18 protein-coding genes are annotated in these 20,919 nt (G+C 53.9%); 12 read left to right on the top strand and 6 right to left on the bottom strand.

Annotated elements, in window-relative coordinates:
• Positions 1-50: 50 nt before the first annotated feature.
• Genes Q394_RS0114470 through Q394_RS0114440 form a run of 7 tightly spaced genes read left to right on the top strand, consistent with a single transcriptional unit; the run spans position 51 to position 6,749 of the window.
• Complete coding sequence (locus Q394_RS0114470; RefSeq protein ID WP_028489892.1) at positions 51-740, top strand: RDD family protein; 690 nt, start codon at positions 51-53, stop codon at positions 738-740.
• Positions 737-1,747 (top strand): stage II sporulation protein M, encoded by a 1,011-nt coding sequence (locus Q394_RS0114465; RefSeq protein ID WP_028489891.1) that lies wholly within the window; start codon positions 737-739, stop codon positions 1,745-1,747. Before Q394_RS0114470 ends, Q394_RS0114465 begins: the two co-directional genes overlap by 4 nt.
• Positions 1,744-3,228 carry a DUF4129 domain-containing protein gene (locus tag Q394_RS0114460; RefSeq protein WP_028489890.1) on the top strand — a complete coding sequence of 495 codons (1,485 nt, stop codon included), beginning with the start codon at positions 1,744-1,746 and terminating at the stop codon, positions 3,226-3,228. The genes Q394_RS0114465 and Q394_RS0114460 overlap by 4 nt, the downstream gene beginning before the upstream one ends.
• The gene (locus Q394_RS0114455) at positions 3,225-4,265 is read left to right on the top strand and encodes a DUF4350 domain-containing protein (protein WP_028489889.1); all 1,041 of its coding nucleotides are present in this window, start codon (positions 3,225-3,227) and stop codon (positions 4,263-4,265) included. The genes Q394_RS0114460 and Q394_RS0114455 overlap by 4 nt, the downstream gene beginning before the upstream one ends.
• On the top strand, positions 4,240-5,214 hold the full coding sequence (locus tag Q394_RS0114450; protein ID WP_028489888.1) for an AAA family ATPase: 975 nt from the start codon (positions 4,240-4,242) through the stop codon (positions 5,212-5,214). The genes Q394_RS0114455 and Q394_RS0114450 overlap by 26 nt, the downstream gene beginning before the upstream one ends.
• Positions 5,211-6,518: a DUF58 domain-containing protein gene (locus tag Q394_RS0114445; protein ID WP_051543469.1), complete on the top strand. Its 1,308-nt coding sequence runs from the start codon at positions 5,211-5,213 to the stop codon at positions 6,516-6,518. The genes Q394_RS0114450 and Q394_RS0114445 overlap by 4 nt, the downstream gene beginning before the upstream one ends.
• 27 nt (positions 6,519-6,545) lie before the next feature.
• Complete coding sequence (locus tag Q394_RS0114440; RefSeq protein WP_245606797.1) at positions 6,546-6,749, top strand: hypothetical protein; 204 nt, start codon at positions 6,546-6,548, stop codon at positions 6,747-6,749.
• Here the strand turns inward: Q394_RS0114440 and Q394_RS0114435 are convergent.
• Entirely contained in the window at positions 6,746-7,108 is a 363-nt protein-coding gene (locus Q394_RS0114435; protein ID WP_028489885.1) for a hypothetical protein, read from the bottom strand. The genes Q394_RS0114440 and Q394_RS0114435 overlap by 4 nt on opposite strands.
• A gap of 51 nt (positions 7,109-7,159) precedes the next feature.
• Complete coding sequence (locus Q394_RS0114430) at positions 7,160-12,496, bottom strand: DUF7379 domain-containing protein (RefSeq protein ID WP_028489884.1); 5,337 nt, start codon at positions 12,494-12,496, stop codon at positions 7,160-7,162.
• A 297-nt stretch (positions 12,497-12,793) separates the two neighbouring features.
• Between Q394_RS0114430 and hflK the strand changes: the two genes are divergently transcribed.
• A complete protein-coding gene (gene hflK / locus Q394_RS20565; protein ID WP_051543468.1) occupies positions 12,794-13,777 on the top strand; it encodes an FtsH protease activity modulator HflK in 984 nt (327 codons plus the stop codon).
• Positions 13,774-14,796 (top strand): protease modulator HflC, encoded by a 1,023-nt coding sequence (hflC, locus tag Q394_RS0114420; protein ID WP_028489883.1) that lies wholly within the window; start codon positions 13,774-13,776, stop codon positions 14,794-14,796. The genes hflK and hflC overlap by 4 nt, the downstream gene beginning before the upstream one ends.
• Here hflC and Q394_RS0114415 read toward each other — a convergent pair.
• Positions 14,779-15,261: a LabA-like NYN domain-containing protein gene (locus tag Q394_RS0114415; RefSeq protein ID WP_028489882.1), complete on the bottom strand. Its 483-nt coding sequence runs from the start codon at positions 15,259-15,261 to the stop codon at positions 14,779-14,781. The genes hflC and Q394_RS0114415 overlap by 18 nt on opposite strands.
• Positions 15,262-15,331: 70 nt before the next feature.
• On the opposite strand from Q394_RS0114415, the gene Q394_RS0114410 reads away from it, so the two are divergent.
• Positions 15,332-16,771: an FAD-binding oxidoreductase gene (locus Q394_RS0114410; RefSeq protein ID WP_028489881.1), complete on the top strand. Its 1,440-nt coding sequence runs from the start codon at positions 15,332-15,334 to the stop codon at positions 16,769-16,771.
• 3 nt (positions 16,772-16,774) lie between these two features.
• On the opposite strand, the gene Q394_RS0114405 is transcribed toward Q394_RS0114410, so the two are convergent.
• Together Q394_RS0114405 and Q394_RS0114400 are read right to left on the bottom strand one after the other, a co-directional pair.
• On the bottom strand, positions 16,775-17,410 hold the full coding sequence (locus tag Q394_RS0114405; protein WP_028489880.1) for a hypothetical protein: 636 nt from the start codon (positions 17,408-17,410) through the stop codon (positions 16,775-16,777).
• A gap of 207 nt (positions 17,411-17,617) precedes the next feature.
• Entirely contained in the window at positions 17,618-19,081 is a 1,464-nt protein-coding gene (locus Q394_RS0114400) for a DegQ family serine endoprotease (protein ID WP_038141666.1), read from the bottom strand.
• A gap of 156 nt (positions 19,082-19,237) precedes the next feature.
• Here Q394_RS0114400 and Q394_RS0114395 point away from each other — a divergent pair, with 156 nt between their 5' ends.
• Positions 19,238-20,026: an EcsC family protein gene (locus Q394_RS0114395; protein ID WP_038141665.1), complete on the top strand. Its 789-nt coding sequence runs from the start codon at positions 19,238-19,240 to the stop codon at positions 20,024-20,026.
• 256 nt (positions 20,027-20,282) lie between these two features.
• A complete protein-coding gene (locus Q394_RS20560) occupies positions 20,283-20,501 on the top strand; it encodes a toxin-antitoxin system TumE family protein (protein ID WP_211248821.1) in 219 nt (72 codons plus the stop codon).
• A 273-nt stretch (positions 20,502-20,774) separates the two neighbouring features.
• On the opposite strand, the gene Q394_RS23120 is transcribed toward Q394_RS20560, so the two are convergent.
• On the bottom strand, positions 20,775-20,912 hold the full coding sequence (locus Q394_RS23120; RefSeq protein WP_084260302.1) for a transposase: 138 nt from the start codon (positions 20,910-20,912) through the stop codon (positions 20,775-20,777).
• Positions 20,913-20,919 lie beyond the last annotated feature (7 nt).

The raw sequence follows: 20,919 nt of genomic DNA, 5'->3' as shown, positions 1-20,919 counted from the left end.
CCTTTTTTTTGTATAAAGGAGGGTAATAATAAAAGAATAATGAATAGATAATGAGACTGGACACTACTTACACCGTCAATACACCAGAAGGCATCGCCTTGGAGCTTTCACCGGCAGGCCCCGTACCACGGTTGTTGGCATGGTTACTGGATTTACTGTTGCGCTCGCTAGTCAACATCCTCTTGTTTTTGATGCTCTCGACACTGGGAAAAACAGGGGCAGGCATCGCCCTAATCCTGGCCTTTTTGCTGGAGTGGTTTTACCCGGTTTATTTTGAATTGCGCCAGCAAGGGCAAACACCCGGCAAAAAAATGCTCGACATTTATGTAGCACAAGCCGATGCCAGCCCCATCACACCTTCCGCATCGCTGGTACGCAACCTGCTACGCGTTGTCGACTTTTTACCGCTGCTGTACGGTTTCGGGTTTGCTAGCATGATGCTGAATGGGCGTTTCCAACGCTTGGGCGATTTGGCGGCCAATACCGTGGTACTCCACAAAACCCCGCGTAACCCTCACTACAATCACGCCATCGACACCGATCCAATACGCCCGGAAGTCAGTCTGAGCCTGCCCGAACAACAAGCTATCATGTTGTTTGCCCAGCGCAGCTACACACTAACCCCAGCACGCCAAGACGAACTCGCCCGCATGACTGGCCCCTTGGTAGCACAACAGGAAAACCCTGCCCACTACCTGCAAGGTATTGCCCGCTGGCTGACAGGAGGCAACCGGACATGAAACAAGAACAGTTTATCCAGCAATACCAGTCGCAGTGGGATCAATTTGGGGAATGGCTAGATTACCAGCAAACCCCAAAAAAACAACGCAAAGCATTGCTTGAACCCACGTTGGATTTCCCACAAGCCTATCGCCAACTATGCCATCATCTGGCCTTGGCACAATCGCGTCTGTATAGCCCCTTACTGATTGGCCAGCTCAACGAGTTGGTGACACGTGGGCATAACCACTTATATACCTCACGACTGCATTTCGCACATCGCTTTATTAATTTTTACCTGCGAGACCTGCCGCAACTGGTGCGTCGCGAATGGCAGGCGGTATTGCTGGCTGGTTTGCTGTTTTTCGGCAGTTTTTTTGCCATATTGATTGCCATCCAAATTCAGCCAGATTTGGTGTATTCCGTTATTGATGGCTCCCAAGTCGCCGACATGGAAGACATGTACGACCCTACACGTACCTCTCGATTCGGACGAGAACGCGAAGCCGACAGCGATATTTACATGTTCGGGTATTACATCAAAAATAATACCAGCATTGGATTTCAAGTATTTTCTGGGGGCTTGCTGTACGGTTTAGGCAGCCTGTTCTTCCTATTTTATAATGGGCTGGTGCTTGGCGCAGTTGCTGGGCATTTAACCCAAATGGGCTATATCAGCACCTTCTGGGGATTCGTAGCAGGGCACAGTGCGTTCGAGCTAACCGCCATCGTGCTATCGGGTGCGGCGGGTTTCAAACTGGCCGCTGCTTTGATCATGCCTGGGCGTAAATCACGGGCGCTAGCCTTGCATGACAATGCACAAGATGCGATCAAAATAGTGTACGGCTCTGCGACCCTATTCATTATGGCTGCGTTTGTGGAAGCCTTTTGGTCATCACAAACATGGATCCCCTTAATGGTGAAATACAGTGTTGGTATTGCCTTGTGGCTGTTGGTGATTGGCTACTTCACTCAGCTCGGACGCGAGCCATCGACCGCATTCAGCCAAGCGGAGTCACAGCCATGAAACTGGACGAGATCACAACCAATATCCGCCTACGTTCACCATGGGAAGCTGTTGACCTTGGGTTTGCCATGGTACAACACAATATCCGCTGGATTTTCTCAGCGTGGGCGCTGCTATTCGGTGGGTTTGCACTAATAATTTGGGTTACCTTACCTGAAGATTACCAAACTTACACCCCCTTGATACTATGGTGGTTTAAGCCCCTCTATGACCGGGTGTTGCTGCATATTTTCAGCCATCAACTGTTCAATCAGCGCTTATCGACAACCGATATTTTCAGTGCCATACCTAAGCTGATACTGCACACTGGTCTACTCAGTGCGCTGACGTTTCGGCGGTTTTCATTCTCACGAGGGTTTAACCTGCCCATTTGGCAACTGGAGCAGTTACGTGGCAAACCTCGGTTGGAACGGCAGAATTTATTGCACTTACAAGCACATTCTCAAGCAATATGGCTGACCATTGCCTGCCTGCATCTAGAATCCGTGGTCATTTTTAGCCTATATCTCCTCATTATCATGCTAGACCCTAGCGATGGTTCATGGAACTATATCCTTAGTGCATTCACCCAAACCTTTGATACTGAAACCCAATACTGGGGAAGTCTACTGTATCTGGTGTTGTATACCCTGACAGTACTGGTCATCGAACCGCTCTACGTCGCCGCCAGTTTCAGCTTATACCTCAATCGCCGCACTCAATTAGAAGCGTGGGATATTGAACTCGCCTTCCGCAATCTCGGCACACGGCTCAGTCAATTGGCGAGAACACCGTTAGCATTACTACTCGCAGCGTGCTTGCTGATCGGTTTGCCGGGTATGACCCCAACCCCATCATGGGCAAGTGAGCGCTTGCCGCCCGAAGACGCCAGCGCCCAAATAGCGGAAGTGATGCAACGCGAAGAACTCGCGGGTATGCGCACTCGGATGCAATGGGTTCCACGCTCATCAGACAAAGAAACTCACGACGACAAACCTAAAGAATTAGCCGCATCTTGGCAATTACTGTTCGCTAACTTCACCAAATCCCTATTGTGGATTGCCCTCATCGTGCTACTTATTCTCGGTTTTGTGTACCGCCAGCGGATTCTGACCTTGCTGAAACCCGCCCACCGCAAAGCAGCGCCTCCAGCACCGCCCGACATCCTGTTTGGGATGGACATTCGCCCCGAATCGCTTCCTGACGATATTGCCAGCGCCAGCCGCCGCTTGTGGGAAGCAGGCCAGCACCGCGAAGCCCTCAGCCTGCTGTACCGGGGGGCACTGATGCAACTGACCCGGCATGAGCAAGTGGCGGTACAAGACAGCCATACCGAAGGCGACATCCTGCGGCTCGCACACCCCCACCTCGACAGCGCACGCATGGCATGGCTGACGGCTGTTACCCGTGTCTGGCAAGAAATTGCTTACGCCCATCGCATTCCGGCAGATGCGCAAGTCATGCCCTTGTTTGGCTTCGACTTCGCAGGGAAGCCCGCATGAAACTTCAGCACATCCTCATTAGCCTGTTCGTTGCCCTCGTCATGACCATCGGGGCTTTCTGGTTTCTGAAAAACTATGAATACAAAGAAGTCGATGAATACATCGGTTTGCGGGGTGAAGCCAAAAGCAATCCGCTTTTCGCTGCCCGGTTATTTTTGGAACGCATGGGTATTCCCGCCGAACGCAAAGACAGCCTGCAAACCTTACCCGCTACCGACACTGTGCTGCTGATCGACACCGAACGTTACACACTGTCACGGCAAAAAATCGATGAAATCCTCGCGTGGGTAGAACGTGGCGGACACTTAATTACCCGCGCTCACACTACCAGCAGTGACACCCTCTATGACGATACCGAGGATACCGATAAGTCACCCGTGCCGCCCCCAAGCAACAACGACATGCTGCAAAGCACCTTGGGCGTCAGTATCGGCGAACACATCATGCCGGAAGATGATGACCTGCCGCTGGATGCGCAACTCTCCAACATGAGCCACTCGCTGCAAGTAGACCCTGCGTTTTTCTACGCACTCAAGACCACCACAGCAAACTACCCGCAAAGCTACAACGACGCCGACTGGTTACAGGAAATCGAACGCGGCAAAGGTTTAATCACACTCGCAGCCAACCTCGACTTCATCGAAAACCACTCGCTTGAAGATTACGACCACGCCGCCTTCCTGTGGTACATGCTGCATAGCTTGCGGGATGAACCTGCGGGCGTCTGGCTGATACATACAGATGATATGCCACCGTTGTGGAAGCTCATCTGGGAACACGCCTGGGCATTGGTACTCACTTTGGCCTTACTGATTCCGCTAAGTATTCTCGCCCTTAGCCCACGCTTTGGACCGATGATCCCCAAACCAGCACTGGAGCGCCGCCGCATTCTGGAACACATCCACGCCAGTGGTCTATTCATGTGGCAACGTCACCGCCAACACGGCGACACCCAATACAACAGCTTCATCGCAAGCGCCGAACAACTTAACCCAGGCACAAGGAAACAACATGACAACAGCAACCCTGACGCTTGAACAAGCCAGCCAACTGGCTGACAGCATCCGCCACGAAATAAGCAAAGCGCTGATCGGGCAAAAACAAGTCGTCCGCGAAACCCTCATCGCGCTACTCGCCGGTGGTCACGTACTGATCGAAGGTGTGCCGGGCTTAGGCAAAACCTTGCTGGTACGCGCCCTCGCCCGCACCATCAGCGGACAGTTTGCCCGCATCCAGTTCACCCCCGACCTGATGCCCGCCGACATCAGCGGTCACGTCCTGTTCGACATGCAGAATCAGCGTTTCAACGTGCGTAAGGGGCCAGTGTTCACCAACCTGTTACTGGCGGATGAAATCAACCGCGCCCCCGCCAAAACCCAATCTGCCTTACTCGAAGTGATGCAGGAACAACAAGTCACCATCGAAGGCCAGTCATTACCCGTCCCCCTGCCCTTCATGACGCTCGCCACTCAGAACCCGCTGGAACAAGAAGGCACTTACCCCTTGCCGGAAGCCCAGCTTGACCGTTTCCTGCTGAAAGTTTTCATCGACTACCCTGCGCTCGAAGAAGAGGCTGAAATGGTCAGTATTGTCACCGACAAGCAAATCGGCGACCGTTTCAATCTCAACAACCTGCAAGCCATTGCTACCCCCGAACAAGTACTGGCGATGCAAACCGTCACCGCTGACATTGCGGTGGATGTTCACGTACTGGATTACGCGGTGCGTATTACCCGCGCTACTCGCCACTGGCAAGGCTTGCGCTTTGGGGCAGGGCCACGCGGCAGCATTGCGCTGATCCGTGCGGCACGTGCCAATGCTTTGCTGGCAGGCCGCGATTTTGTCCACCCGGATGACATCAAGCAAGTGTGCCTACCGATCCTGCGCCACCGTGTTTCCCTGTCACCGGAAATGGAGCTGGAAGGCTATAACGCCGACCATTTGCTCACAGCACTACTCGACAAAACCGAAGCACCACGCAGATGATGTTACCCGCCCGCCGTGCTTTTCAATTGCTGGGCGTGAATGCGGCGATAGCCTTGCTTGTCAGCGTGTTCCCTGAACGGATTGTCCTGTGGTATGTGGCAGTGGGGGCAAGCCTGCTGGCGGTCTTCATTGACTTGCTGCTCGTGATGACAGAACCTGCCCCGCGTGGCGAACGCTTCGTGCCCCATTCCTTGCCACTGGGGGTGAAACGCAGCGTGCGCCTCAAGATCCACAATACCAGCAAGCGCCCCCTAACCCTCGACGTTTTCGACCATTTCCCGCTGGAAGTTAGCGCCCGTGGTTTCCCGCTGCGTATCGGGCTGGCAGTCGGCACTTTCGCCGAGCCGCTGTATGAAGTGACCGCCAACGAACGTGGTAAGCTGTTGTTCCCTTGCCTGCAAATCCGGGTACGCTCACCGCTGCAATTCTGGTGGCATGACCTCAAGTTGCCCGTGGTATCTGAAGTGAAGGTTTACCCCAACTTCGCAGCCGTGGCGCAATACGCGCTGATGGCAACCGACCACCACCTCAGTCACATGGGTATCATGAAAAAGCGTCGTCGGGGTGAAGGTCAAGATTTCCACCAACTCCGCGAATACCGCGCCGGGGACAGCCTGCGCCAGATCGACTGGAAAGCCAGTTCGCGGATGCGCCGCCCCATTTCCCGCGAGTATCAGGATGAACGTGATCAGGAAATCATTTTCCTGCTGGATTGCGGGCATCGAATGCTAGCGAAAGACGACAGCCTGTCGCATTTTGACCATACCCTGAACGCGATTCTGCTGTTGACCTATGTAGCACTCCGTCAGGGCGATGCGGTGGGGTTGGGGAGTTTTGCCGGGCAAAGCCGCTGGTTGCCTGCCCACAAGGGGCAACACAATGTCCAGCACATGCTGGATGCGTTGTATGATTTGCAGCCTACCACCCAAGCGCCCGATTACGCTCAGGCCGCGACTGAATTACTGGTACGCCAGAAAAAACGTGCCCTGGTGATCCTGCTGACCAATTTACGCGATGAAGATCTGGATGACTTGCTGCCTGCGGTACACATCTTGCGCAAGCGCCATCTGGTGTTGCTGGCGAGTATGCGTGAACAAGCCATTGATCAAGCGCTGGACAAACCAGTCGACAATCAGGAAGATGCACTGCACAAAGCCGCTGTGCAGCATTATCTGGCAAAACGGGAAGCAACCTTACAACGCATCCGTGCGACAGGTATCCGTTGTCTAGATGTCGCGCCCGCAGCACTATCGGTTAATCTGATTAACCATTACCTTGATATCAAGCGCAGCGGGATACTGTAAGACATTGGGAAAACAAAGGAATACACCATGATGAGTTTACTGGCGGCCATCGGTTTTGTGCTGGTGTTATTTGGCATCACTACGCTGATTATTGGCACAATTCGCTACTTTTTTCCGTTTGTAGACGAATACATTCCCGAAGAATTCAAAAAGCCGTTAACCATACGATTTGCGGCGTACTACCTGCTGGTCGGGTTATTATTACTGCTGATTCAGCCAACACCGGCTTAGAACTTATACTGCCACTCCACCCGGTCACGTTTCAAGCGCCAGTGTGTCTTGTGGGACAATCCGCTCTTAGCAAACAATTTATCGGATAAGTTATCGTACAGATTGCCACGCACATTATCTTGCCAACGTTCTTTCAGGTGGGATTCGCTACGCACCACCGTTTCGCAATCGCGCATCAACAGATTGCTGTTGGCACATAGACGCTGTTCTAACAACATATCATTGCGTATTTCATTAGGACGCAATGCAAACGGTTTTGCTATCAATCGGATAGACTCATAAGGCAAAGATGCCGTTGGCGTACCACACGCCGTTACACAGAACGCCATTGCCAGTAGCATCAAACCTTTTGCCATCATACTTTTTGTTATAGTCTTTATCACAAACACCTCGCCTATCAGGGAACTTATTTAAACGAATAGTTTTTCCTCTATCGCCAGTAGAGCCATCACCACCGGCTGCAATTGCCGCTTTTCTTCCTGAAACTCACCCAACGTCGCCCGCAAGAAACTCAAATGCTCGTTAATGAAACGTAATTGCCGAGGCGCTATTCCATAACTGATCGCCTGTGCGTACCCCGCCACTACTTTTTGCACCTGCGTCGACTCGCTTAAACGTGAGCCAACGATGTAATACAATAAGCTGTATTCCGCACGTGTAATCCCCGAACAAAAAGCTCCTGTACCGTTTACTGCTTCAGAACATTGCCGTGCCTGCTCCAGCCAGTGCTTTAACTCCGCTCGATCCAATTGTTTCACATCCCCACGCAAGTAACGCACCACCTTGCAGGTCAGCCAGTTGATGAGCGGATACCCGGCCACCCGATGGGTTTCTTGCAAGGCAAACTCATGCGCTCGCTTATACGCTTTCTCCATTTCTTCCAAAGCATTGGCTCGTTCTTGTCCTGTCACCATCAACGCCTGACGTTTCCAAAACTTACCCACCTCTTCAAAACGTTGCAGGCTGTTACCCAATCCATCCAATAACTGGAGTGTTTTCAGGCTGCTTGCCATCAAATCAGCTGGGGAAGCCGCCACCCGCGCATCGGGTGGATCCGCCTTGCCCTGTGACCATGCCAATGCCCAAGCAGTTTGCAAGCTTACCTTGTCTTCCAGCAAAATGACCGGATAATCGGCTTGTGGCGAATCGAGAGCGGCTGCATACGCTGCAAGCGCTAGTGCGAACATATCCAGCTTGCCATAAGCCCGACCAAGCGCATATAAAATTTCTGCATGGCCTAGCCATTCGGCAGGAATGGCCCGATGTAATTGCTGCAAGCGTTCCTGCAACCACGCGACATCCCCAGCCTGTGCGGTATCGGCAGCATTAATCAGGTTCTGTAATTCAGCCACCACCTCGACTTCGGCAACGAAACGCCAAGTATCCGCTGTCGCGTCCTCCCCGCTATTACTGGGTTGACGGCTCAATAATTTGTAATCAGGGTCGCCGTAACACTGGTACGCCCCCCAGGTATTACCGTTCGGAAACTGTTGCCAAGTTTCACGACGCGCCATCAAGACCGCCATACCAAAGGGGTAACCTTGTAACAGTGCGTTGTAACACTGTTCCGCAAACACCTTGGCTGCATTATCATCAATCGCCCAGCCTGCCGCGATAATAGCTCTTACCCCCATGCGGATTAATTCTTGCGCCAAACTCGCCGCCAATTTACTGCGATCCTGCGTCAAGGAGGCTTGCACGTCGGCCTCCATGAAATCCATTTGCGCCAAATGGCAGCAATTGATGAAGGCCAGTTCGGGTACTTTGCGCATTTGCCCGATTTCTACCGGGGTCAGGAAAATACCATCGCCCAACACCATTCCGCTAACTTCCAGATCACTGTCCTTATCCGGCTTGTAGCGATACACCCCATGCCCAGCCAGATGTAGCACACGATAATCCTCAATATTCAACGCTTTGAGAATGGATTGCGGGTCTGTGCCAATCTCGCGTCTTACCTTGGTAAAACCACCCGCTTCTAGCAGGCTTGCTACGGTTTCAGCTTCGTGTTTAGCCGCTGGCAAACGCACAAACTCCCCACCGACCGGTGGGTCGCCAATAACCAACGCGGAACGGTCAACCGGATTCACCACTCGTTGGCGATATTGTCCCACCTGTAACTGGCGCAACAAGCCAAAACGTACTGCCAACGGTTGTGATTCGTGGTCAAGGCGGTTGTACAGCAACTCCCACGGGTAAGCCGATGAAGCACTGTCCAGCACCATCACCAGATTTTCAGCATTCGGCGCTTGTTCCTTCATTGCCGCTGGCAACAGCAATTCAAACAAGATTTTGCCAATATCCGGGTCATCACTGCTGGAGCTAATCGCCTTGTCGATGAACTGGTCAACCAGCTTGCGCTGGGTAGGCTGCAACACCATTTCTGCCCGTGCCTTGTCAGTCAAGGCAATGTATTTCAGGCCGCTGTCACTGGCTTCCACCTGAAGACGCCGCCACCAACCGGGCGGATCGTTGTACATCACGCGGCGACGTTTACCCGGCAAGCATTGCATCAGGCTCTTCACAGCAAAATCACTGCGGAACTCCGGTAGCAGCACAAAATCCTGTACCAGCCTTGCCGCCTCCACCGCACGATCTTCATACAACTCGATGAATTCCACCACCTGTAAACGCAAACGCAAACCGCGCTCACTCTTATCCAGCGCTTGATTCGCCTGAGCAATCGCCCGCAAGATAGCGGTAATCGAATCTGCCAGCGTCACGCTACCACCACCCACCGTACCGATCAGCAAAGTTGCCACATGCACCGGCACACTGTCACCCTCAATCGGCAGTGGGGTCGACGTATTCGCGGTGGTTTCCAGCGCCTCGCGAATTTTCAGGGAATAATCCATCATCGCCCGTGTAAAACTGGCGGTCATCTCCCCCGGCGTCAACTTACCGACTTCCCCCAACCCTACAATGACTGCGCCCCCCGGTTTCCTACCCGGATTCAAGAACACATGCGACGTACCCGTTGACCCCGGATACAAACCCATGCGGTGCAATTCACTCATGCGCCCATCCAGACGCTTGTCCAGCAAGGCTTCCGCACTGAGAATGGAATCCCCCTCGTAATGCCCCACCACCACCGGGTGCGCCACTTGCTCCAGATTGCCATGCACCACGCGTACTTCCACCTGTGGGCGTACCTCCTCTTGCGTCATGCGGGTGTGGTAGCCCAACGCCGCAGCCAGCAATTCAGCTTCATCCGGGAATAATTCGCTACGAATCTCAGGCAACCACTGATCCCCCGCCTTGCCAATCGCTGGCGGTTTCCGCTCCAACTGACGCGATACGCCATCATCCAGCAAGTATTGCAAGGTCTGGAAATACTCGCTGTGGCTTGCCATGTGCCCGTGTTCCACCGGCATGAACCAGGTCGGCACAGACTCAGGCAGGCTGCCCCACAAACTCACCCCGTCACCTTCCCCGCTGGCATGGAAACGCCACCCGCCCTCCTGAACCTGCACATCATCCGGCGTCAGTGACGAACGCCCGTACAGGTAAATCAGCCGCTGAGCATCCAGTTCCAGCGCCCGCCATTGCTCACGCACCTGAAGCGCCCCCGCCAGCAAACCACGCCCCGGCCATTCCGCAAAAGCATCACCCAATAACGCTTGCCAACGCGCTTCCTGCAAATACGCCGCAGGCAACAGCTCCAGCACACCGGGGTAACGCGCAAATTGTTGCGCCAGCCGTTGGTTTTCGCCCTCATCCATACTGCCGTCAAGCAGGTTTAGCAAACGCACCAAACGGTGTTTCCCCAACAGGATTTGCACCGCCGCATACGTGCCCTGCAACGGCGTGCCCAACATCACCACGCGGCAATCGGCTTCCTCACGCAAACGCCGCCACACAGCGGGTGCTTCGCTCATCATCGCCAGCGCCACCAAGCCGCCGCTCGAATGTGCTAGCAGGCGAATCACCAGCTTGTTGCCCGCCGCTTTCGCCGCATCCAGCTCCTGTTCCAGCGCATCCCCCAGACGGCGGCCTGTTTCCGCGTAAGAGCGCCGCCAGTCGTAGTCAAATTCGACCAGCTTGTGGTTATCGTCCAGCATATCCAGCAAAGGGCGGTACGGCGTTTCCAACACGCCAGCCGCTTGCACCCCGGCACTCTCCATCCCCAACCGGGAAAAATCGCCCCAGCCAAGAGTCGACAAATCCATCCATACCGGGTTGCCGCCGACCTGCAAGGCCGACCCCATGAAACCGGGCAGGAAATACACCGTGCTGCTTTTGACTTTCTCTTGCGCCCGGCTGGAACGCGCCGCTGGACGTGCGACAGGCGCTTCCGGCAGCAACGGGCGCAAGCGTAAATCAGTATCCGGGTGAGTCAATGCACTGATCAGGCGTTCGCGCACCTCACCCTTGCGGAAATAACCAAAATGACTGCTGTCATCGCTTTGATCCAGATAGAAACGCATTCCCTGCAACCGCCGCGCCCCGCCGTACATCCCGGCGGTATTCATCACAAAGTCGTTTTCCTCGCCGAAAAAACGCTGCATCACCCACGCATTGAAACTGCCCAACAGGTTGGATGCCTTCATATCCCCGGCAATCACGGTAAGGTCAGAATCCAATTGCACATCCGGGCGATTCAACAAACGGATCAGGGGCGAACCGGGCATCATGGCCTCTATCCCCGGCAAGGCGTCTGGCTTGGTACGCTCGGGGGCAGTCGCCATCAACACCATGCGCACCCATTCCGCCAACTGCTGGAAACGCGGCGCGGGGATGGCACCCAACACATTGAACATGACCGAGAGGTTATCTTCCAAAGATCCCGCCGCCAGCACCGTGCCACGCCCAGGGCAGGCGACCCGCGCAAAACGCTCCACGCGGATTTGCTTATCCTTGAGCAGGATTTCGATTTCCTGCAAGCCTTCCTGGTCACTACGATGAGCATCGCTGGCGAACATCTGGCGTTCATCCGGGGTAAAAATGTCATCGCTATCCAGAAACTGCTCGGCGGAATCGCGGGTTTTGCGTTTCAGCACCCCTTGGCACAGCAATTCCCCGACCAGACCGCCGCGTGAATGGCTGATCACATGCAAACGGGTATGCGGCGGCAACAAGCGCAACACTTGCAGCGCATTTTGCACCGGGCTAACTGCGAGGGTGTGGTGTTCCAGCGTGAACACTTGCTGGCAATAAGGGGCAAACAAACGCTGTAACCACGCAGGCGCGTTGTAGCCTTGGCGCGATTCCCAGAGTTCGCCGAAACTGCCATCCGTGTTAGAAAACGTACCGTGCAGGAACAGCAGCACCGGCTTGGTGGTGTCGATGTCCGCCGCTTGGGTGATCCGTTGCAAATCGAGCTTGCCGGGGTTGGCGCAACGGTATATGCCGGGCTGGGCAATCTTGCGGGTTTCCAGCTTGGTCATCAGGGCGGTCAATGTCTGCGTAGCGTCGCCTACTGGGTCGACTTGCAGCAGTCGCAGGTATTTCAGCACCAGACCGACCGTGTTGCGCTGTTTGCCTACGTCAAAACTTGTGGGAGTCAGCGGGGTCTGCGCCTGCAAATCCCCCGCCCGCACCCAGCGTTTGAAACCGCTCTCGAATTCGAGTTCTACCAGCGTTGCATCCGCCACATCCTTGAGTTCGAGCGTTGCGCCCGTGCTGCGCACGGCTTCCAGCGTCACCTCCCGCTGGCAGGTGATTGTCAGAATGTCGGCGTAAGCATTGCTGGTTTTGTATGACAAGTCTTGCCCGGTTAACTTGCCACTGATCGTGATGGAATCCATGCGTCCCCCGCATTATTTTTCGGCGTGCTTAATGTTTAGTACAAAAAGGGGGGTTGTACAATAGAAACCGCCATGCGGGGATGACCTCGATAGTGCCAAAGTGTTCATAATTCTGAGCAGTTTCAGGGGAAAGTGTTCATTAGATCTGCCCACCTACTTTGCAAAAGGCTAATCCTGCCCGGCACAGCCGACGTTCGTCTGGAAATCATCAGGTAACAAACCGGGGTGAATAGCAAAACACCCCGGCAAGGTATACAGTAATCAACATAATAAAGATTATTACCGGAGCACAAGCCCATGAAAACGCCTTTCCCGCAGGTGTTACAGTTGCCGTCAGCACGCAGCTTTAGCGCCCTACCCGTTATCCTCGTAGTGCTCGGCATTATTGCGTGGTCATCGTGGTATACCGTCCCCAGTGATTCTGTCGCCATCCTGCAACGCTTTGGCAAACTTCACGCGGAAGTCCCGCCCGGCCTGCATTTCAAGATTCCGTTAGGCGTGGATATTGCCACCATCCTGCCCGTCAAGCGCCAGTTGAAACAGGAATTCGGCTTTTATACCGAAGGTGCCAGTAACCCCGATCAGTATTCTGATACCCCACGAGATGAATCCCCGATGGTCACCGGCGACCTGAATGTCGGGCTGGTCGAATGGGTGGTGCAATACCGCATATCCGAACCCACTCACTACCTGTTTGCGGTGCGCGAACCCGGCGCAACCCTGCGCGACGTGTCCGAATCGGTAATGCGTGAAGTCGTCGGCGACCGCACTGTCGATGAAGTGCTCACCATTGGGCGACAGGAAATCGAAGTCGAAGCCCTGCTCAAGATGCAAAAACTCGCCACCCTCTACACCATGGGCATCAGCATTGACCAAGTACAACTGAAAAACATCAACCCACCCGCCCCGGTGCAGGAATCCTTCAACGAGGTCAACCAAGCGCAACAGGAAAAGGAAAAGCTCATCAACGAAGCCCGCCGCGACTACAACAAAGTCGTGCCCTTGGCAGAAGGTGAAAAAGACCAGCGCATCCGCGAAGCTGAAGGCTACCGCCTCAAACGCATCAATGAAGCCGAAGGGGATGTTTCACGCTTCAATGCCGTATTTACCGAATACCAAAAAGCCCCCGCCATTACCCAGCAACGCTTGTATCTGGAAACCATGCAGGACATTTTGCCCGGCGTCGAAAATAAGGTGGTGGTCGATGAAGGCATGAAAAACCTGCTGCCCCTGCTCAACCTTAACCAAAAACAAACAACCCCAGCGGAGGCGCAACCATGAACCGCTTACTCATTATTGTTGCCGGGCTATTGGCCTTTGTGCTGTTCAACGCCTTTTATACCGTGGGTGAAGCCCAGCAAGTCATCCTCACCCAGTTTGGCAAGCCGGTGGGCGAACCCGTCACCGATGCCGGGCTAAAAATGAAAGTGCCCTTCATTCAGGACATTAACCGCATCGACAAACGCATCCTCGAATGGGATGGCAGCCCCTCTGACATGCCCACCAAGGACAAGCTCTACATCTCGGTAGACCTGTTTGCCCGCTGGCGCATTGTCGACCCGCTGGCGTATTTCTTGCGTTTGCGTGACGAACGCAGCGCCCTGTCACGGTTGGATGACATCCTCGGCAGCGAAACCCGCAACGCCGTCGCCAAACACGAGCTGATTGAAATCGTGCGCACCACCAAAGGCCGCGTGCCACTCAAAGACGTGGTGCTGACCGAAAGCGACGTGGCGAATGCCAACCCTTCCGTGGGCGCATCCATAGGCGAACTTGTCCCCATTAGCAAGGGGCGGATCGTGGTAGAGCAGGAAATTTTCAAAGCCGCCGCCGAAAAGGTAAAAGTCTTCGGGGTGGAATTGCTCGACATCCGCTTCAAACGCATCAATTACAACGCCAGCGTCGAACCCAAAATCTACGAGCGCATGATCAGCGAACGCCGCCAGATTGCCGAACGTTTCCGCTCCGAAGGTAACGGAGAAGCCGCACGGATTCGCGGCAATATGACCCGCGATCTGGATCGTATCCAGTCCGAAGCTTACCGCAAAGTGGAAGAAATCCGGGGCGAAGGCGATGCCAAAGCCGCTGAAATCTACGCCAATGCTTACAACCAAAGCCCAGCAGCCGCCAGATTTTATGCGTTTACCCGCACAATGGATGCTTACAAGTCCATCATGACGCCGGATACCAGTTTGATATTGTCCACCGATAGCGATGTCTTCAAACTGCTTAAAGACATGGGTTCCATGCCGAATGCGGTGCAAAATGCTGCGCCCCCGCCCTCAGCGTTTCCCCAGTAACAAAGCCTCTTCAATCGGCACGAAGCGGGTAGCCGCATTGATCAGGGAATTAGCCGTCAAACGCGGCACACCATACACTTCGGTTTCCACGCCGTAGCGTTGGTATGCCCGCAGCAGCAACTGGTCGAAATCACCATCGCCGGACGCCAGCACGATAATATCCGTGCTGGCGGCGGCTTCGATCACATCCAGCGTAATGCCCACATCCCAATCACCTTTGGCGGAACCGTCACTGCGCTGGATGTAGGGTTTGAGTTTCACTTCAAAGCCAATCGCCCGCAGGATATTCTGGAATTGCATCTGCTTTTCATCGCCGCGCCCAATGGCATAGGCACACGCCTGCACCACTTCACGCCCAGCGGTTGCCTGCGCCCAAAAACGGTTGTAATCGAAACTGCGCCCATAGGCGTCGCGGGTGGTGTAGTAGATGTTTTGCACATCCACAAACAGGCTAACTTTTTTCACGGCATTCCTTGGAGAGTGGGTATAAGATTATTTAACTGCAAGCATCATAACCATACGAGGGCACACCATTATGCAGGACATCACTCCCAACCCCAACCGTCGGCGCTTTTTGCTGGACTCATTGGCAATGGCTGTCAGCATTCCGGCCTTTTATTACCCGATCGCAGCACTTGCCGATACCATCACCCCGATTTCCAGCGGCAACGTGCGTTTCTTGCAACGCCATGATGCGGACTACGCTAAACACCGCCAGATTTTCAACAAGCGTATCACCAACATGCCCAAGTTCATTGCAGTGTGTGCCAATGAAAAAGGCGTGCAGGAAGCAGTGGCCTTCGCCCAAACCAGCAAACTGCCGATGACAGTCAAAAGCGGCGGGCATAGCTTTGAAGGTTTTTCCACCAATGACGGCGGCTTGATGCTGGATTTGTCAGGCATGAACAAGCCCACCTACAACAAAACCAGCAAACGCCTAACCATCCAACCCGGTGCAAAATTGGGTGGCGTGTACGAATACCTCAACCAATACGGGCGGCTGATTCCGGCGGGGTCGTGTGCAGGCGTAGGGGTGGCGGGGTTAACTTTGGGCGGGGGTTACGGCTTTTTTGCCCGTCAACGGGGGCTGACCTGCGACAGTTTGCAACGGGTACGCATGGTCGATGGCCAAGGCAAGGTACACGATTCCAAGGACAATGCCGAGTTACTGTGGGCGTGCAAAGGCGGCGGCAATGGTAATTTCGGCATTATTACCGAGCTGGAATTTAAAACCCACCCTGCCCCGGCATCGTTCAGCAGTTACCGCTACAAGTACAAAAACCTGGCACCGAGTAGCGCAACCCAACTGGCGGAACGCTGGTTTGAACTGACTAAGAACTTGCCCAACAGCGCTTACTCAGCCTGGGTATTGAATGGCACACATTTGACCATCTTGCTGACCGACACCAGCGCAACACCTTCCGCTGCCTTGAAAACCATTCTCGCCAAACTGAAGCCGGGTGCAACCGAGATCATGACACCGCGCAAGGATGCGTTTCTACGCGGCATCCAGCGTTACAAAGGCGGCACTGAGCCGATGTATTTCAAAAATGTGTCGGCGGGTTATTACAGCGGTTTCAGTGACCTGAAGGCAATGTTGCCGGAGATTTGCAAGAAAATGGCGGCCGCCAAGGTCAACACCATCCTGCAAATCAACACATTGGGCGGGGCTATCAATGACCCGGCGCTGGAAGCGACTGCTGCCTACCCACACCGCCGGTTCGGCTATCTGGGCGAGCTTCAAACTTATTACGACAAAGCCAGCCAAACCAGTACGGCGGAACAGACCGTGCGGGAAATTCAGGGGATGCTGACCACAGGCGGCATCAAAGCGCATTACCGCAATTACCCTGATGCCGAATTACCTGATTGGGAAACGGCCTATTACGGCAAAAACCACCCGCGTTTGCAGGCACTCAAGCGCCAGTTTGACCCGCACAACCTGATCCGCCACCCGCAAAGCGTTAAGCTGTAAGGCTTACACCTTGAGGATGTCAGCAAGCTGCCAGATACAAGCGTCGGCATTGCGTTGCTGGATTTCAAGGCGCAAGCCCAGCTCTTGAGCGGCTAGCAGGTTTTCCAGCAAGCGGATGTGGCGTACCCGCAGTTTTAGCAGGTCAACACTTTGGCTCATCGGTGACAGCAAGGCTTCAGCTTCACTGATATTGTCGTAAACATGGCGTCTAACTTGCTCAGCATAACCAATGATGCTGCCACAATCATCGTATTGGGCAGCCACTTTGCTGGTGTGCAACCCGTGGCTATCAGCTTCCTCTTCCACATGCGGCTCGCGCTTGCTGATGGCCGATAAATCGCGGATTTTCTGGCGAACTTCAGCCAGTTCCTGCCGATGGGTTTGAATCGCCTGTTTATTGGTTTGAATTTGTTGCACTAAATCGCGGTATACACCCAACGCGGAAGACAACACTGTATCGTTAGTTTGAGCAGGTGCTGGAGAGGGAGCAACGGCTTCGATAACGACTTCATGCTCAGTAGATTCTACCGATTCCACGGGTTCAATAGCATCAATGGGTTCAACGATGTCAATGGATTCAGACGCGGCTTCAGTCTGTTCAGCAGGGGTAACATACATTTCTTCTGTGGTATCGGACATGGACAATTCCTCGTTAAAATTTATGTCCATGATGTAAGCCACAATAAATTTTGTCAGCAGGCTTATACCTGAGCTATCGCGATATTCAGATAACTGGCGATGCACCAAAAAAAATCCCCGTCACGGCGATTGCGTATCCGTTGACGGGGAAAGTGGCTTGGAGTGTGCCAAGAGAGTGTCGAGAGTGAAAGTGTGTGTGTGTTTACCTTACGGTTTAGTAATCGCAATAAAGCGGGTTTGCTCCCCTTGCATGATCAACAAGGCAATGGGTCTGCCTGATGGCGCTGACTGTACTGCTGTTTTCAGGTCTGACGGGTTCGTCACTGGCTGGCTATTGACCGACATAATAATATCGCCGGTTTCCAACCCTGATTTTTCAGCCACACTGCCAGCCAATACTTCTTCAACCATCAGACCATTGCTCAGTTTACGATCCTTGAGATCGGCACTGCTCAGGCCGGAAACCGCCAACCCCAACATGCCACTGTCGCCACCGGCAACCACCGGCGCAGCTTCTTCATCGCCGCTATCGAGTTTGGCAATGGTGACATCCAGCGTCTTTTCGCCACCGGCACGCAGCAATTTGAGCGGAACCTGTGTGCCAATCGGCGTATTGCCTACCAGCAAAGGCAAATCGGCAGAAGATTTCACCTTACCCGTGCCAAAGCCGACGATAACGTCACCGGCTTGCACCCCGGCCTTGTCTGCGGGGCTACCCGGTTGCACGCTGGAAACCAATGCGCCATCCGGTTGGCTAAGGCTGAAGGAGCTTGCCAGATCCTGACTCATGTCCTGAATCGCGACACCCAGCCAGCCACGCTCAACCTTGCCCTTGTTCTTGAGTTGCTCCACCACGGTTTTCGCCACATTCACCGGAATGGCGAATGAAATGCCCATGTAACCACCGCTGCGGCTGTAAATCTGCGAATTCACCCCAATGACACGTCCGCTCAGGTCAAACAGGGGGCCGCCGGAGTTACCGGGGTTCACCGCAACGTCGGTCTGGATGAAGGGCACGTAAGTACCATCCGGCAAGCTGCGTGACAAAGCACTAACAATCCCTTGGGTTGCGCTATGGTCAAGGCCGAACGGCGCACCAATCGCTACCACCCACTGCCCCACTTCCAGCGCACTGGAATCACCCATTTGCACCACCGGCAGGTTGTCGGCTTTCACTTTTAACAGAGCTATGTCGCTGAGGGCATCCACCCCAATGATTTCAGCGGGCAAATCGCGGCGGTCGCTCAAACCGACAGTGACGGATTTGGCATTTTCAATCACGTGGGCATTGGTGACGATATAACCATCAGCGGAGATAATAAAACCCGAACCTGTTGCCTTGGCACTGCGCGATTCCGGCTCGTCCATTTCAGGCATACCCCGGAAAAAACGCTCCAACTCTGGCGGCAAACCTTCTGGCAGACCACCGCGCCCGCTGCTTTTACCTTCAACGCTGATATTCACCACCGCTGCACCATTTTGTTTGATCAGGGTCGTCAGCTCAGGTAAACCACTGGTAGTTACTGGCGTTGTTACCGCTGGCGCTGTAGCCGGTGCGGGCGACACAGGTGCCGGGCTGGCTATTTCAGCCATCACCGGCAAATTACCCAGCACCAATGCAGAACTCATCAGCACACCGGCGGCCAATACCAACTTGTTACGTGTGAACATGAATTGCAAACTCCTTTATCAAATACTGTGTTTATGCCATGCATGATGACAGAGGCAACATTACCGGGGGTTTGCGATAACGTTACGGAATGTTCATGTTTTATTTTAACGTGCCATAATGACACGATCAGCATTATTCACCCAAGGCAGCTATCCATGACGACATTTGGTATCTCCCCCGAAGACCTTGCCGATCTGCGCTACGCCAAAAGCCTGCTGGAAAATCCGGGGCTGGCGGCGCGTATCACCAACGTTGTCGGCACACCCATCGAAAAAGGGCTGGCAATGCTGCCCGAAAGTGCCCATGCCATGATTGGCAAGGCGACCCACAAGGCGCTGCAAACCGCGCTGGATATGGCGGTTTCCACACTGGAAGAGCAGCCACAACTGTCTTCCAACTGGCTGCACAAAACCTTCGTGGGAATCAGCGGTGCGGCGGGCGGGGCATTTGGCTTGCCTGCGCTGGCGCTTGAATTGCCGGTTTCCACTACGATCATTTTGCGCTCGATTGCTGACATTGCCCGCAGCGAAGGGGAGTCCATCAAGTCACCGGAAGCGCGGTTGGCCTGTCTGGAAGTGTTTGCACTCGGTGGCCCATCCAGCCTTGATGACGCTACTGAGTCCGGTTATTTCGCGGTGCGGGCAGCACTGGCAAAATCGCTGTCGGATGCGCTGGAATACCTCGCCAAGCAAGGCATTACCCAACAAGCCGCCCCGCCGCTGGTGCGCTTTGTTTCGCAGATTGCGGCACGTTTTGGCATTCCGGTCACGGAAAAGGCGGTGGCGCAATCCCTGCCGGTGGTCGGTGCTGCGGGAGGGGCATTGATCAATACCTTGTTCATCGACCATTTCCAGAACATGAGCCGGGGGCATTTTATCGTGCGGCGCTTGGAGCGTGGTTATGGGGCGGCGGCGGTGAAGGCTGCGTATCTTGCGCTACCTTAAGTAAGCTACAGAATATGGCTTCGACTACGCTCAGCCATCGCCTCTGTCAAAAGAAGGCTGCGTATCTTGCGCTACCTTAAGTAAGCTACAGAATATGGCTTCGACTACGCTCAGCCATCGCCTCTGTCAAAAATCACTCATGGTAATCAGAATACCTATGTTATTATATCACCATGCCAAAAACATCACCCAAAGCCGAACGGCTAAGCTACTTCAAAATGCGTTATCCCGATGACGCAATCCTTGAGTATGTCGTTTGGAAATTGCTACTGCCGATAGGCCGCATGGCTACAAATACCGCTACTACTATGGCAAAGATGGCAAACGGCTGGTTGGTTATGACAACGAATCTGGCAAAGGCGACCACAAACATATTGGGGATGCAGAATACCCCTATACATTTGTGAGCCTTGAGCAATTGACCAAAGACTTTCTCACTAACGTAGTGGCACACCGAAACCAAGGAGGTATCTGATGACAAATAATACACTGGTAATCAGCGTACTCGACCCTGAAGAAGCCATGCAACAAATGTTGGCTGATGCCCGTCAACTTGACCAAGGAGGGTGTAGAAAAACCCGAATCTGATCATCCCATCCAGATCGGGCAGTCATTTTTTTGAACATCCCAAACGACCGGGCGTTTTTTTCAGCGTTGCCGACTTCCTGCTTCCCCATAACGCCCTGAATGCCACCTGATACGCTCAATACGGTGCATTTTTGCGTGTTTGGCAGCATCATTTCCCCCTTCATGCGACATACCCGTAATGTGCCAGCTTTTCGAGGTTGTGCATCAGGCAAAACAGTTTCCATTGCCCGTCCACTTTGGCTTTGCTGCGCAAGGTGAAGCGGTGCAGGCGTTTGTTGCCGCGCAAGTTCCCAAACACGGGTTCG

The organism is Thiothrix lacustris DSM 21227, assembly GCF_000621325.1.
Classification (GTDB): domain Bacteria; phylum Pseudomonadota; class Gammaproteobacteria; order Thiotrichales; family Thiotrichaceae; genus Thiothrix; species Thiothrix lacustris.
This window is presented reverse-complemented; position numbering and strand designations above follow the sequence as displayed.